Below are 14662 nucleotides of genomic sequence, written 5' to 3'. Positions count from 1 at the left end.
GGGACCGCCAGCGTGGTCGGCGGTGCGATGGGTTCCTCCAGTTCGCTGGCCGCCAGCGGATCGAGCGGCTCGGCCGGTACCGTCCCGCGCGCCGACTACCGCGCGCTGCCCCGGGTGACCTTCACCGATCCCGAGGTCGGCGCCGTGGGGCTGACCGAGCGGCAGGCCCGCGAACGCGGGATCAACGTGCAGGTCGGGTTCACCAAGCTCAGCAGCTCGACCCGGGGCTGGATCCACCGGGTCGGCGACGAGGGCTTCATCAAGCTCGTCGCGGACGCCGACCAGGGCGTGCTGATCGGCGCGACGTCGGTCGGCCCGGCCGGTGGCGAGGTGCTGTCGGCGCTCGTGGTGGCGGTGCACGCGGCCGTGCCGCTGAGCCAACTGCGGCACATGATCTACGCGTACCCCACGTTCCACCGTGCCATCGAGGACGCGCTGCGCGATCTGTCCTGACGACGAACCGGTTGAAGCCTGGCGAGCTGCGACAGTTGCACCGCAAAATCTGACCGTTTCACGGTTCATTTCTTTCATTTCTGTGACGTACGATTGCGGCCGTGACCAAGCGGTTGACTGAAGTTGCCAAGAAGGCGGGCGTCAGCGAGGCCACCGTCAGCCGGGTGCTCAACGGTCGGGACGGTGTCTCCGAGGCGACCCGGACGGCGGTGCTGACCGCGCTCGACGTGCTCGGCTACGAGCGGCCGACCAAGCTGCGCGGTGAGCGTGCCCGGCTGGTCGGGCTGGTGCTGCCCGAGTTGCAGAACCCGATCTTCCCGGCGCTCGCCGAGGTGGTGACCGGGACGCTCGCCCAGCGCGGCTACACGCCGGCCCTGTGCGCCCGCACCATCGGCGGCGTGTCCGAGATGGACTACGTCGAGATGCTCCTCGACCACCAGGTGTCCGGCGTGATCTTCGCCGGCGGCTCGTACGCGCTCGCCGACGCCCGGCACGACCACTACCGACGGCTGACCGACCGGGGCCTGCCGGTGGTGCTGGTCAACGCCGGTGTGGACGAGCTGGGCTTTCCCCGGGTCTCGACCGACGACGCGGTGGCGGTGGAGCAGGCGTACGGGCATCTGCGCTCGCTCGGCCACGAGCGGATCGGGATGGTGCTCGGCCCGGAGGGGCACGTGCCGTCCCGCCGCAAGCTGGACGCGATGGTGCAGGCCGCCGACTGGAGTGACGCCGAACGGGAGTGCGTCGAGCGTTCCAGCTTCTCGATGGAGGGCGCCCGGGTCGCCGCGACGAAGCTGGTCGAGCGGGGCGTGACCGGCATCATCTGCGCCAGCGACGTCCTGGCTCTGGGCACGATCCGGGCCGCCCGGCGGCTGGGTCGTGCGGTGCCGACGGACATCTCGGTGGTGGGCTTCGACGACTCCGCGTTCATGACCTGCACCGATCCGCCGCTGACCACTGTCCGGCAGCCGATCGAGACGATGGGACAGGCGGCGGTGGACCTGCTGGTGACCCAGATCGAGGGTGCCGGCGTCCTGCAGGACGAGCTGCTGTTCGAGCCGGAGCTGGTGGTCCGCGGCTCGACCGCGCCCGCACCCCGCCGGTGATCGCGCTCCTGGCCCACTGACCGACCTTCCCCGAAGGCCGTCGACCGCTCTCGCGGTCGACGGCCTTTTTGGTGCGCAAGTAGCCGCATAACGGGCGCAATCCCGCATCCTGTCGTCGTCTGTCGCCCCGATGTCGAGTCCTTTCAAAACCTCGTCGACACCTTGCTGAAATGAGTCGTGCTCGTTACAGTGACTCCACTCACACCTGGCTTCGGCGCAGCTACAGGGCGTCAGGTCGTATCACCGCAGATCAGCGCATCTCATGGAGACACCCGTTCCCGAAGGGATGGACAGATGTCCGTACCGCAATACCGAAGGGCTGCGACGCTGGCGCTCGTGGCCGGCCTGGGGTTCAGCCTCACGGCATGCTCCACGAAGAGTGACGACAAGGACTCGACCGCCGGCGGCAAGGTCACCATCACCGTCGACTGCCAGCCGGTCGGCGCGCAGAAAGAGCTGTTGAAGAACTGGAACGACGACGTTGCCGAGTTCCAGAAGCAGAACCCGGACATCGTCATCAAGAGCGTGAGCGTCGGCGAGCAGTGCAACAACCCGCCGGACTTCACCGCCCGCCTGGCCGGCGGCACCGTGACCGACGTGTTCTACGGGTACATGACGGATCTTCAGCAGGTGCTCGACTCCGGTCAGGCGATGGACATCTCCCAGTACGTCAACAAGGACACGATCTCCACCTGGGACAGCGTCGACCCGGCGCTCAAGGAGGTCTTCACCGACGGCGGCAAGCTCTACGCCGTACCGGTGAAGAACTACTCGATGGGCCTGGTCTACAACAAGGTCCTGTTCCAGCAGGCCGGGTTGGACGTCAACAACCCGCCCAAGACGTGGGGCGAGGTCCGGGCCGCCGCCAAGAAGATCTCGGCGCTCGGCAACGGCATCGCCGGCTACTCGGAGTACAGCGCCGGCAACACCGGCGGCTGGCACTTCACCTCGCTGCTCTACTCGCAGGGCGGCCAGGTGCTCACGGCCGACGGCAAGAAGGCCGACTTCAACAACCCGATGGGTAAGCAGGTCCTGCAGAACATCAAGGACATGCGGTACGGCGACAACAGCATGGGCTCCCGTCAGCTGCTCCAGTGGGGTGACCTGCTCACCAACGCCGGTGCGGGCAAGGTCGGCATGTTCATCGGCGCGCCGGACGCCACCCAGGCGATCGTCAGCCAGTTCCAGGGCAAGTTCCAGGACTGGGCGATGAGCCCGCTGCCCGGCCAGGACGGTCCGGCGAAGGGCACGCTCGGCGGTGGCGAGGGCTACTTCTTCAAGAAGGACCTCTCTCCCGAGCAGGTCAAGGCCGGTCTGAAGTGGGTCGCGTACCAGAAGCTGACCCCCGGCAAGGGCCAGTTCGACTACGTGCGCGCCAAGCCGCAGAACTATCCGGTGGGTCTGCCGCAGCCGCTGCTGTTCGCCAACGGCAGTGAGGTGCAGAAGCAGGAACTCGAGCTGCGCAAGGCCAACGCCAACGTCGACACCACGAACTTCGCCCTCTTCGAGGCGACCCCGGTGCCGATCAAGGGCGAGCCGCGTAACGCCCAGGCGATCTACGCGGTGCTCGACGCCGCGATGTCCGGGGTGCTGACGAACCCGAACGCGAACATCGACGCGCTGCTCAAGACGGCCGAAGAAAAGGTCAACCAGCTCCTCGCCGCGGAGAGCTGATCCGCAGGTGTGGGGGCCGTCGCACCGGCCCCCACACCCCGGCGCCGTACCGTCCGCCCCACCGATCTCCGCAGGAGTGTGCCGTGGCGATCACCGCCGCCCCCCAGGCCCCCGGGAAACCGGGCCGCCCGATGCCGTCGTACGCGGCAGGGCCGAAGCAGCGTACGAGCCTCGGCCGCAAGGTACGGGACAACCTCACCGGGCACGCCTTCCTGATCGGCGCCGTGCTCTGCTTCCTGGTCTTCTCCTGGTACCCGATGGTCCGTGGCGTCGTCATGAGCTTCCAGCGGACCCGGCGCGGCGAGACGACCTGGGTGGGCTGGGACAACTACACCCGCCTCCTCGCCGACCCCAGTTTCTGGCCGGCATGGAAGAACACCTTCTACTTCACGCTGCTCGCGCTCGTGCTCGGGTACGCGGTGCCGTTCTTCGTGGCGATCCTGCTCAACGAGTTCCGGCACGCCAAGGGCTACCTGCGGATCCTGGTCTACCTGCCGGTGATGCTGCCGCCGGCCTCGGCCCTGTACCTCTTCAAGTTCTACGCGTACGACCCCAGCGAGGCCGGGCTGTTCAACGCGATCCTCAAGGCGCTGCACCTGCCGACGTCGCAGTGGATGCAGTCGCCGGAGATGACGATGCCGGCCATGGTGATCGCGTCCACCTGGATGAACATGGGCGGCGCTGTGCTGATCTACCTGGCGTCCCTGCAGAACATCCCCGGCGAACTGTACGAGGCCGCCGAGCTCGACGGCGCCGGGATCTTCAAGCGGATCCGCCACGTGACGATCCCGCAGACCCGGCTCATCCTCGCGCTCCTGGCGATGATCCAGATCGTCGCCACGATGCAGCTCTTCATCGAGCCACTGATCCTCGCCAACGGCGCGGGCGCGGAGGACTCCGCGACCACCGTGGCGTACCTCATCTACCAGCACGGGTTCTTCCAGAACGACCTCAACGGCGCGGCCGCACTCGGCGTGCTCATGCTCGTGGTGCTGGCCGGCTTCTCCGCCGTGTACGTGCGGCTGACTGCGAAACAGGACTAGGACGGCGCGCAATGGCACAGGACTCCGGAACCCGGACCCTCATCTCGCATGCCCAGATCAGCCGAGGGCGCGGGCGGGTCATCTACTGGACGCTGCTGGTCGTCGTCGTGACGGCGTTCACGCTCGTCTTTATCGGGCCGCTCTACTGGATGGTCACCGGCGCGCTCAAGTCCGGCCAGGAGATCGCGCAGACCCCACCCACGCTGTTCCCGAAGGACCCGCAGCCGCAGAACTACATCGACGCCTGGAACAACCTGGAACTCGCCAAGCTGCTGTTCAACACGTTCTACTACGCGATCGGCGCGGTGCTGTTCCAGCTCGTCCTCGACGCGGCCGCCGCGTACTCGTTGTCGAAACTGCGACCGATCTTCGGCAACGTGATTCTCGGGCTGATGCTCGCCACGCTGATGATTCCGGCAATGGTGCTCATCGTCCCCCAGTACGTGACCGTTATCGACCTGCCGATCCTGCACATCAACCTGCTCGACTCGCCGTTCGCCATCTGGCTGCCGCTGGTGGCGAACGCATTCAACATCTTTCTGCTGAAGCGATTCTTCGATTCGATTCCCGAAGAATTGATGGCGGCGGCCCTGGTCGACGGGGCGACGTCGCTGCGGACGCTCTGGTCGATCATCCTGCCGATGTCCCGCCCGATCCTCGGCGTCGTCGCGATCCTGGCCATGACGGCGGTCTGGAAGGACTTCCTCTGGCCGAAGCTGGTCATGCCCTCACCGGAGACCCGGACGGTCAGTGTCGGCATCTACTCCTTCGCGGGCGGTACGCCCATGAACATCGTGATCGCCGCGTCGGTCATCGCCGCCATCCCGACCGTTATCGTCTTCCTGATCTTCCAGCGGAACATCATGTCTGGCCTGACCGCCGGCAGCATCAAGGGATAGCCACCACCGAAGACAGCGGAGCGAACAACGGCCGTTCGTCCGACACACAATCGCCACCGGCGTACCCGGCGACGTACTGACGCAGAAAGCAGGTGCTCGTGTCCACAGCAGACAGCAGTCCGTGGTGGCGTGGAGCCGTTATCTATCAGGTGTACCCACGCAGCTTCGCCGACGGCAACGGTGACGGCATCGGTGACATCGCAGGTATCCGCTCCCGCCTGAACCACCTGTCCGCGCTTGGCATCGACGCGATCTGGTTCAGTCCCTGGTATCCGTCGCCGATGGCCGACGCCGGGTACGACGTGTCCGACTACCGCGACATCGATCCGGTCTTCGGCACGCTCGCCGAGGTCGAGGCGCTGATCGCGGAGGCGCACGAGCTGGGCATCCGGACGATCGTCGACGTGGTGCCCAACCACTGCTCCGACGCGCACCCGTGGTTCCAGGCCGCGCTGGCCGGCGGTCCGGGGGCGCCCGAGCGGGACCTGTTCTGGTTCCGCCCCGGGCGGGGCCCGAACGGCGACCAGCGGCCCACCGACTGGGTGGGTGAGTTCGGCGGCGAGACGTGGACCCGCACCACCAACCCGGACGGCACGCCCGGCGACTGGTACCTGCACCTCTTCGCCCCCCAGCAGCCGGACTTCAACTGGGACCACCCCCGGGTACGGGCCGAGTTCGAGGACATCCTGCGGTTCTGGTTCGACCGGGGCGTCGACGGCATCCGGATCGACTCCGCCGGCCTGCTCGTGAAGGACGGGACGCTGCCCGAGGTCGAGCCGGACCGGCCGCACCCGTTCCACGACCTCGACGGGGTGCACGACATCTACCGGGGCTGGCGGCGGGTCGCCGACTCGTACGCCGACCGCGCGCTGATCGGTGAGGTGTGGTTGCCGGACCGGCAACGGTTCGCCAACTACCTGCGCCCCGACGAACTGCACGCCGCGTTCAACTTCGACTTCCTCGGCTGCGCCTGGGACGCCTCCGCGCTGCGGGAGAGCATCGACGGCACGCTGAGCGCGCACGCGCCGGTCGGCGCGCCCGCCACCTGGGTGCTCTCCAACCACGACGTGACCCGGCACGTCACCCGCTACGGCCGGGCGGACACCACGTTCAGCTTCGCCGCGAAGCGCGAGGGGATCCCCACCGACCTGGAGCTGGGCACCCGGCGGGCGCGGGCCGCCGCGCTGCTGTCACTGTCGCTGCCCGGCGCCGCCTACGTCTACCAGGGCGAGGAGCTGGGGCTCTGGGAGGTCGAGGACATCCCGTACGCGATGCGGCAGGACCCGATGTGGGAACGCTCCGGACGGGTCGACCCCGGGCGGGACGGCTGCCGGGTGCCGCTGCCCTGGGCCGGTGACGAGCCGCCCTTCGAGTTCAGCCCCGAAGGCTCGGCGGCGCCCTGGTTGCCCCAGCCGGCCGACTGGAAGGACCGGACGGCGCTGGCGCAGACCGGCGACGCGGCCTCGATGTTGGAGCTGTACCGGGAGGCCATCCACGTCCGGCGCGCCGAGGCGGCGCTCGGCGCCGGCGAGTTGACCTGGCTGCCCGCCCCGGACGGCGTGCTGGCCTTCAGCCGCGGCGGCGGCTTCCACTGCCTCGTCAACCTCACCGACGCGGCGGTGCCGATGCCCGTCGACGGGGAGGTGCTGCTGGCCAGCGGCCCCCTCGACGACGGGCTGCTGCCGTCGGACACCGCCGTCTGGCTGCGTACCCCCGACGAGGCCGACGGACCGCGCGCGGACGCCGCCGCCCTGACCTGATCCGACGTGGTGCCGGCGGTCCCGTCCCGACCGCCGGCACCACACCACCCGCCCACCGCGCCCACGAAGGGAGTACGAGGGACCGCCACACCGCACCGACACGGGGGACCTGGCCTGCCTGACGAAAGGGAGAGCGCAGCTCATGGCCAACCACACCACCGGCACTCCGCCCCACCTTCGACACCCGGCCCGGGCAGGGTTGGCCGCCATCGCCGCCACCCTGCTCGCGGCCACCACCCTGACCACCCTCGCGGTCACCGGCAGTGCCACCCCGGCCTCGGCGGCCGGGTTGTCCCCCTTCGACATCTCCGGCCGGGGCGCCACCGTCCCCTTTCTTGAGCAGGAGGCGGAGAAGGCCGCGCACAACGGCACGAAGATCGGCCCGGACCGGCGCTACGGCACGCTGCCGTCGGAGGCGTCCGGCCGGGAGGCGGTCACCCTCGACGCCGTCGGTGAGTACGTCGAGTTCACGCTCACCGCTCCGGCCAACGCGGTCACCTTCCGGTACAGCCTGCCGGACAACTCCTCGGGCACGGGCCGGGACGCCACCATCGACCTGCGGGCCAACGGCAACCTGCTGAAGTCGGTCCCGGTCACGTCGAAGTACGGCTGGTACTACGGCGGCTACCCGTTCAACAACAACCCGGGCGACACCAACCCGCACCACTTCTACGACGAGACCCGGGCGTTGTTCGGCAGCACCCAGCCGGCCGGCACGAAGATCCGGTTGCAGGTCTCCTCGACCGCCCAGTCACCCACCTTCACGATCGACCTGGCCGACTTCGAGGTGGTCGCGCCGATCGCGAAGCCCTCCGGTGTCATCGATGTGGTCACCGACTTCGGCGCGGACCCGACCGGCGCGACCGACTCGACCGCGAAGTTCCAGGCGGCGGTCGACGCTGGCAAGGCCCAGGGCCGGGCGGTCTGGATCCCGACCGGCACGTTCACCCTCTGGGACCACGTGGTGGTCGACGGGGTGACCCTGCGCGGCGCCGGCCCCTGGTACTCGGTGCTCGGCGGCCGGCACCCCACCGACCGCAAGCGGGCGGCCGGCATCTACGGCAAGTACGTCCCCGGCGGCGGCTACACCGGTGAGATCCGGTCGCACGAGGCGAACGGGCCGAGCCGCAACGTCACCCTGCGGGACTTCGCCATCATCGGCGACATCCGCGAGCGGGTGGACGACGACCAGGTCAACGCGCTGGGCGGGGCGATGACCAACTCGGTGGTGGACAACCTCTGGTTGGAGAACACCAAGGTCGGCGCGTGGATGGACGGGCCGATGGACAACTTCACCATCCGCAACAGCCGGATCCTCGACCAGACCGCGGACGGGGTGAACTTCCACACCGGCGTCACCAACTCGACGGTGACCAACACGTTCGTCCGCAACACCGGCGACGACGCGCTCGCCATGTGGGCGCAGAGCGTGCCGAACGTCAACAACTCGTTCACGCACAACACCATCGGTGTGACGCTGCTGGCGAACCACCTGGTGAGCTACGGCGGCCGGGACATCAAGATCACTGACAACGTGACGGCCGACTCGTTGACCAACGGCGGCGGCATCCACGTCGCCAACCGCTACCCGGGTGTGCAGGGCGACACCGCCGTCCGGGGCACCTGGACGATCGCCCGGAACACGTTGATCCGCAACGGCAACTCGGACTACAACTGGAACTTCGGCGTCGGGGCGATCTGGTTCTCCGCCCTGAACGAGGCGTTCCAGCAGGCCACCATCAACATCACCGACACCGACATCCTGGACAGCTCGTACGCGGCGCTGCACTGGATCGAGGGTCAGACCAGCGGCATCAACCTCACCAACGTCCGCATCGACGGCGCCGGCACGTACGCGCTCCAGGTGCAGGCACCCAGCCAGGTGTCGTTCACCAACGTGCGGGCCACCAACATCGCCCAGAGCAACCCGATGCACAACTGCGTGGGTGGCGGCTTCCAGATCACCCAGGGCTCGGGCAACTCGGGCTGGTACACCTCGACCCCGTACTGCGGCCCGTGGCCGGAGCCGCAGTGGGGTGGTGGGCCCAGCACCCCGCCGACCACCGGCCCGACCACCGGCCCGACCACCGCGCCGCCCACGACCGCGCCGCCGACCACCGCGCCGCCGACCACCGCGCCCCCGACGACCCCGCCGCCCACCGGTGGGAACCTGGCGCTGAACCGGTCGACGGTCGCGACCAGCACCAACCAGAGCTACACGGCGGGCAACGTGGTGGACGGCAACGCCTCGACCTACTGGGAGAGCGCCAACAACGCCTTCCCGCAGTCGGTCACCGTCGACCTGGGCGCGGTCCGCTCGGTCGACCGGGTGGTGCTCAAGCTGCCCGCCGGCTGGGAGCAGCGCACCGAGACACTGTCGGTGCTCGGCTCCACGGACGGCTCGTCGTACGGCACGCTGGCGTCGTCCGCCGGTCGGGTCTTCGCACCCGGCTCGGGCAACACCGTGTCGATCGGGCTGCCCTCCGGTGACCGCCGCTACATCCGGGTCACCGTGACCGGCAACACCGGCTGGCCGGCCGCGCAGCTCAGCGAGGTCGAGGTGTACGGCGGCACGCAGACCACGGCCCCGCCCACCACCGCGCCCCCGACGACCACCCCGCCCCCGACCACGCCGGCCCCCACCGGCAACCTGGCGGCGGGACGGTCGATCACCGAGACCAGCCACTCCGACGTGTACGCCGCGCCCAACGCGGTGGACGGCAACGCGAACACCTACTGGGAGAGCGCCAACAACGCCTTCCCGCAGTCGCTGACCGTCGACCTGGGCGCGACCCGAACGGTGTCCCGGGTCGTACTGAAGCTGCCGCCGTCGTCGGCCTGGCAGACGCGCACGCAGAACCTGGCGGTGCTCGGCTCCACCGACGGCTCGGCGTTCAACACCCTCAAGGCGTCCGCCGGCTACACCTTCAACCCGTCCAGCGGCAACACGGTCACCGTGACCTTCACGGCGACCAGCCAGCGGTACCTGCGCCTGACCGTCACCGGCAACACGGGCTGGCCCGCCGGTCAGCTCAGCGAGTTCGAGGTCTACTCCAGCTAGGCCGACGGCCCCCGCCCGACCAGGGCGGGGGCCACCGCACCGTCCCCCACCTGTCGCGGCACGACGGGCGTACCCCTGCGCCCGTCACCGGGCAACGCACCCCACACCACCCCCGAAAGAGGTGTAGCGACCGATGTCCAGAAACGGCCCCACCCGAGGCACCCCGCGAACCGGCTCGCCCGGTTCGACCGTCCGAGCCGACCGATCGCCGGCCCGCCGCCGACTGCTCGCCGGCACGCTCGCCGGACTGCTCCTCGCCGCCGCTCCCGCCGTCACCCCCGCGACCGCGGCCCCAGCGGCGACGCCCGCCTCCGCACCCGCGGGTTCCGCCCGCGCGGCCCTGCTCGCCGGGCTCTCGGCCACCATGAGCGCCAGCAGCTACAACCAGAACTACGTGGCGAGCAACGCGAACGACGGCAACGCCTCGACCTACTGGGAGAGCGCCAACAACGCGTTCCCGCAGTGGATCCAGGCCGACCTGGGCGCGACGGTCGGCGTGGACCGGGTCGTGCTGAAGCTGCCGCCGTCGTCGGACTGGCAGACGCGTACGCAGACGCTGTCGGTGCTCGGCTCCACCAACGGCTCGTCCTTCAGCACCCTGAAGTCGTCGGCCGACTACACCTTCAACCCGAGCAGCGGCAACACCGCGACCGTCAGCTTCACCGCCGCCAGCACCCGCTACGTCCGGGTGCAGGTCACCGGCAACACCGGCTGGCCGGCCGCGCAGCTCTCCGAGGTGGAGGTGTACGGATCCAGCGGCAGCACCGACACCCAGGCCCCCAGCGCCCCCGGCAACCTGGCGTACACCCAACCGGCCAGCGGGCAGATCCGGCTCACCTGGTCGGCGTCGAGCGACAACGTCGGGGTGACCGGGTACGACGTCTACGCCAACGGCGCGCTGCGCGGCAGCGTCAGCGGCTCGACGCTGACGTACACCGACAGCCAGGCGGACAGCGCCACGGTCTCGTACTACGTGCGGGCCAGGGACGCGGCCGGCAACCAGTCATCGAACAGCAACACGGTGACCCGTACCGGCACCGGCAACCCGCCCACCGGGAGCAACCTGGCGGTCGGTAAGCCGATCACCGCCTCCGGGTACGTGCACACGTTCGTGGCGACCAACGCCAACGACAACAACGTGGCCACCTACTGGGAGGGCAACGGCAACCCGAGCACGCTGACCGTGCAGCTCGGCGCGAACGCCAGCCTCAGCCAGATCGTGCTGAAGCTCAACCCGGACTCGGCGTGGGGTACGCGTACCCAGAACATCACCGTGCTCGGCCGGGACCAGGGCTCGTCGAGCTTCACCACGCTGGTCGGCGCGACGAACTACACGTTCAACCCGGGCAGCGGCAACACGGTGACCATCCCGGTCTCCGGCGCGGCGGCCGACGTACGCCTCTCGATCGCCTCGAACACCGGCGCCCCGGCCGGTCAGGTGGCCGAGTTCCAGGTCTTCGGCACCCCCGCGCCGAACCCGGACCTCACCGTCACCGGCATGTCGTTCAGCCCGTCCGCACCCGTCGAGACCAGCACCGTCACGCTCTCGGCGACCGTGCGGAACGCCGGATCGGCGGCCTCCGCCGCGACCAACGTCAACTTCTACCTGGGCTCCACCCGGGTCGGCACCGCGTCGGTCGGTGCCCTCGCGGCCGGCGCGTCGACCACGGTCAGCGCCAGCATCGGCACCCGCGACGCGGGCAGCTACCCGCTCAGCGCGAAGGTCGACGAGTCGAACACCGTCGTCGAGCAGGACGACACCAACAACAGCTACTCCAACCCCAGCCCGCTGGTCGTCAGCCCGGTCGCCACCAGTGACCTGGTCGCCTCCTCGGTCGCCTGGTCGCCGGGGAACCCGTCGGCCGGCAACACCGTCACGTTCTCGGTGTCGATCCGCAACGCCGGCAGTGTGGCGTCGGCGTCCGGTTCGCACGGCATCACGCTCACCGTCCTCAACGACTCCGGCACCGTGGTCCGTACCCTGACCGGCTCGTACTCCGGTGTGATCAACGCCGGGGCCACCGTCGGCCCGGTCAACCTGGGCACCTGGACGGCGGCGAACGGCAAGTACACCGTCCGGGTCGTGCTCGCCGCCGACGCCAACGAGCTGCCGGTCAAGCAGACCAACAACACCTCCGACCAGCCGCTCTTCGTCGGGCGTGGCGCCAACATGCCGTACGACATGTACGAGGCCGAGGACGGCGTGGTCGGCGGCGGCGCGAACGTCGTGGGCCCGAACCGGACCGTCGGCGACGTCGCCGGTGAGGCGTCCGGCCGGCGTGCGGTGACCCTGAACTCGACCGGCGCCTACGTCGAGTTCACCACCCGGGCCAGCACCAACACGCTGGTCACCCGCTTCTCCATTCCGGACGCGGCGGGCGGCGGGGGCATCAACTCGACGCTCAACGTCTACGTCAACGGCACGTTCCACAAGGCCATCGACCTGACGTCCCGCTACGCCTGGCTGTACGGCAACGAGACCAGCCCGGGGAACTCGCCGAGCGCGGGCGGACCGCGGCACATCTACGACGAAGCCAACCTCATGCTCAACTCGACGGTGCCGGCCGGCAGCAAGATCCGCCTGCAGAAGGACGCGGCCAACACCACCACGTACGCGATCGACTTCATCAACACCGAGCAGGTCTCGCCGATCGCCAACCCGGACTCGGCGCGGTACGCCACGCCGACCGGCTTCACCCACCAGGACGTGCAGAACGCCCTGGACCGAGTCCGGATGGACACCACCGGCAACCTGATCGGGGTGTACCTGCCCGCCGGCAACTACTCCACCTCGTCCAAGTTCCAGGTGTACGGCAAGGCGGTCCAGGTGACCGGCGCGGGCCCCTGGTACACCCGGTTCAACGCGCCGTCCGGCCAGGAGAACACCGACATCGGCTTCCGGGCCGAGAACTCGGCGGCCGGCTCGTCGTTCAAGAACTTCGCGTACTTCGGCAACTACACCTCGCGGATCGACGGTCCGGGCAAGGTGTTCGACTTCTCCAACGTGTCGAACATCGTGATCGACAACATCTGGGCCGAGCACCAGGTCTGCCTCTACTGGGGCGCCAACACCGACTACATGACGATCCGGAACTCACGGATCCGCAACCTGTTCGCCGACGGCGTCAACATGACCAACGGCAGCACCAACAACCTGGTCAGCAACAACGACGCACGGGCCACCGGCGACGACAGCTTCGCGCTGTTCTCGGCGATCGACGCGGGCGGCGCCGACATGAAGGACAACGTCTACGAGAACCTGACGTCGACGCTGACCTGGCGGGCCGCCGGCGTGGCCGTCTACGGCGGCTACGGCAACACGTTCCGCAACATCTACATCGCGGACACGCTCGTCTACTCCGGCATCACCATCAGCTCGCTCGACTTCGGCTACCCGATGAACGGCTTCGGCGCGAGCCCGCCGACGAAGTTCGAGAACATCTCGATCGTGCGAGCCGGTGGACACTTCTGGGGCGGGCAGACCTTCCCGGCGATCTGGGTGTTCTCCGCCTCGAAGGTGTTCCAGGGCATCCGCGTCAGCGACGTGGACATCGTCGATCCGACCTACAGCGGCATCATGTTCCAGACCAACTACGTCGGTGGGCAGCCGCAGAACCCGATCACCGACACGGTCTTCACCAACATCTCCATCAGCGGCGCCCGCAAGAGCGGTGACGCCTACGACGCCAAGTCCGGCTTCGGCATCTGGGCCAACCCCATGCCGGAGTCCGGGCAGGGTCCCGCCGTCGGGTCGGTCACCTTCACCAACCTGCGGCTGAGCAACAACGCGGTGGACATCCAGAACCCCACGACGACCTTCACCATCAACCGCAACTGATTCACCCGGTAGCCGACGCCGCCGGGAGGTCCCACCCTCCCGGCGGCGTCGTGCCGTGCCGGCCCTCGCCCGCAGCGAACCGGGCCGCGCCGGCCAGCGCGTCGGTGGCCAGCGAATCCATCCCGTACGCCAGTTCGGTCGCCAGCGCCTCCGCCTCGGGCCGTCCGACGCCGGCCAGCAGGGCCGCCCGGTCGTTGCGCAGGCAGGTCTGCGGGTGCCGCGCGATCGCCGTCGCCAGTTCCTCGGCCGCCGCCCGCGCCTGGCCCGTCGGCACCACCCGGTTGACCAACCCCATGGCGTACGCCTCGTCGGCCGGCACCGCCCGCCCGGTGAGGATCAGGTCCATCGCGCGGCTCTCCCCGACCAGTCGAGGCAGCCGGACCGTGCCGCCGTCGATCAGCGGTACGCCCCAGCGGCGGCAGAACACTCCGAGCGTGGCGTCGGATTCGGCGACCCGCAGGTCACACCAGAGCGCCAGTTCCAGACCGCCGGCCACCGCGTACCCCGAGATGGCCGCGATCACCGGCTTGCTGAGCACCATCCGGGTGGGACCCATCGGGCCGTCCCCCTCCGGCTCCACCCGGTTGCCTCTCGGCGTGCCGATGGCCTTCAGGTCGGCTCCGGCGCAGAACGTGCCGCCCGCCCCCCACAGCACGGCGACCGCCGCGTCCGGATCAGCCTCGAAGGCGCGGAAGGCATCCGCCAACGCCCGAGCGGTAGCCCCGTCGACAGCGTTCCGCGCCTCCGGCCGATCCAGAATCACCGTAGTGACAGCCCCGTTGCGCTCCACCCGCACACCCATCCCGCCAGCATGCCCGCCCCCGGCAG

The 14662-nt window shown here is 69.3% G+C and carries 8 protein-coding genes and 1 pseudogene; 8 read left to right on the top strand and 1 reads right to left on the bottom strand.

Annotation, left to right across the window (positions count from 1 at the left end):
• Positions 1-75: 75 nt before the first annotated feature.
• The 8 genes and pseudogenes from ACIBTX_RS03655 to ACIBTX_RS03620 form a co-directional block, all read left to right on the top strand.
• Positions 76-453, top strand: a pseudogene (locus ACIBTX_RS03655) (NAD(P)/FAD-dependent oxidoreductase); the annotation flags it as partial.
• A gap of 101 nt (positions 454-554) precedes the next feature.
• Positions 555-1559: a LacI family DNA-binding transcriptional regulator gene (locus tag ACIBTX_RS03650; RefSeq protein ID WP_357171652.1), complete on the top strand. Its 1005-nt coding sequence runs from the start codon at positions 555-557 to the stop codon at positions 1557-1559.
• A gap of 294 nt (positions 1560-1853) precedes the next feature.
• On the top strand, positions 1854-3233 hold the full coding sequence (locus ACIBTX_RS03645; protein WP_363660406.1) for an extracellular solute-binding protein: 1380 nt from the start codon (positions 1854-1856) through the stop codon (positions 3231-3233).
• Positions 3234-3316: 83 nt separating this feature from the next.
• Positions 3317-4276 carry a sugar ABC transporter permease gene (locus ACIBTX_RS03640; RefSeq protein ID WP_357132035.1) on the top strand — a complete coding sequence of 320 codons (960 nt, stop codon included), beginning with the start codon at positions 3317-3319 and terminating at the stop codon, positions 4274-4276.
• Positions 4277-4287: 11 nt separating this feature from the next.
• Positions 4288-5175 carry a carbohydrate ABC transporter permease gene (locus tag ACIBTX_RS03635; protein ID WP_357132032.1) on the top strand — a complete coding sequence of 296 codons (888 nt, stop codon included), beginning with the start codon at positions 4288-4290 and terminating at the stop codon, positions 5173-5175.
• A 98-nt stretch (positions 5176-5273) separates the two neighbouring features.
• A complete protein-coding gene (locus tag ACIBTX_RS03630) occupies positions 5274-6935 on the top strand; it encodes a glycoside hydrolase family 13 protein (protein ID WP_363660405.1) in 1662 nt (553 codons plus the stop codon).
• A gap of 142 nt (positions 6936-7077) precedes the next feature.
• The gene (locus ACIBTX_RS03625) at positions 7078-9996 is read left to right on the top strand and encodes a discoidin domain-containing protein (RefSeq protein ID WP_363660404.1); all 2919 of its coding nucleotides are present in this window, start codon (positions 7078-7080) and stop codon (positions 9994-9996) included.
• A 133-nt stretch (positions 9997-10129) separates the two neighbouring features.
• Positions 10130-13834, top strand: coding sequence for a discoidin domain-containing protein (locus ACIBTX_RS03620; protein ID WP_396832011.1), 3705 nt, complete (start codon positions 10130-10132; stop codon positions 13832-13834).
• 1 nt (position 13835) lies between these two features.
• On the opposite strand, the gene ACIBTX_RS03615 is transcribed toward ACIBTX_RS03620, so the two are convergent.
• Positions 13836-14636 carry a crotonase/enoyl-CoA hydratase family protein gene (locus tag ACIBTX_RS03615; RefSeq protein WP_396832010.1) on the bottom strand — a complete coding sequence of 267 codons (801 nt, stop codon included), beginning with the start codon at positions 14634-14636 and terminating at the stop codon, positions 13836-13838.
• Positions 14637-14662 lie beyond the last annotated feature (26 nt).

It is taken from the genome of Micromonospora sp. NPDC049359 (genome assembly GCF_044466585.1).
Taxonomy (GTDB): domain Bacteria; phylum Actinomycetota; class Actinomycetes; order Mycobacteriales; family Micromonosporaceae; genus Micromonospora.
The sequence above is the reverse complement of the archived record's forward strand: the minus strand, read 5'-3'. Positions and strand labels throughout refer to the sequence as shown.

Excerpts from the sequence above, each read along its gene's own strand:
- ACIBTX_RS03645 (WP_363660406.1), top strand. The coding sequence starts at position 1,854 with ATGTCCGTACCGCAATACCGAAGGGCTGCGACGCTGGCGCTCGTGGCC.
- ACIBTX_RS03625 (WP_363660404.1), top strand. The coding sequence starts at position 7,078 with ATGGCCAACCACACCACCGGCACTCCGCCCCACCTTCGACACCCGGCC.
- ACIBTX_RS03635 (WP_357132032.1), top strand. The coding sequence starts at position 4,288 with ATGGCACAGGACTCCGGAACCCGGACCCTCATCTCGCATGCCCAGATC.
- ACIBTX_RS03615 (WP_396832010.1), bottom strand. The coding sequence starts at position 14,636 with ATGGGTGTGCGGGTGGAGCGCAACGGGGCTGTCACTACGGTGATTCTG.
- ACIBTX_RS03620 (WP_396832011.1), top strand. The coding sequence starts at position 10,130 with ATGTCCAGAAACGGCCCCACCCGAGGCACCCCGCGAACCGGCTCGCCC.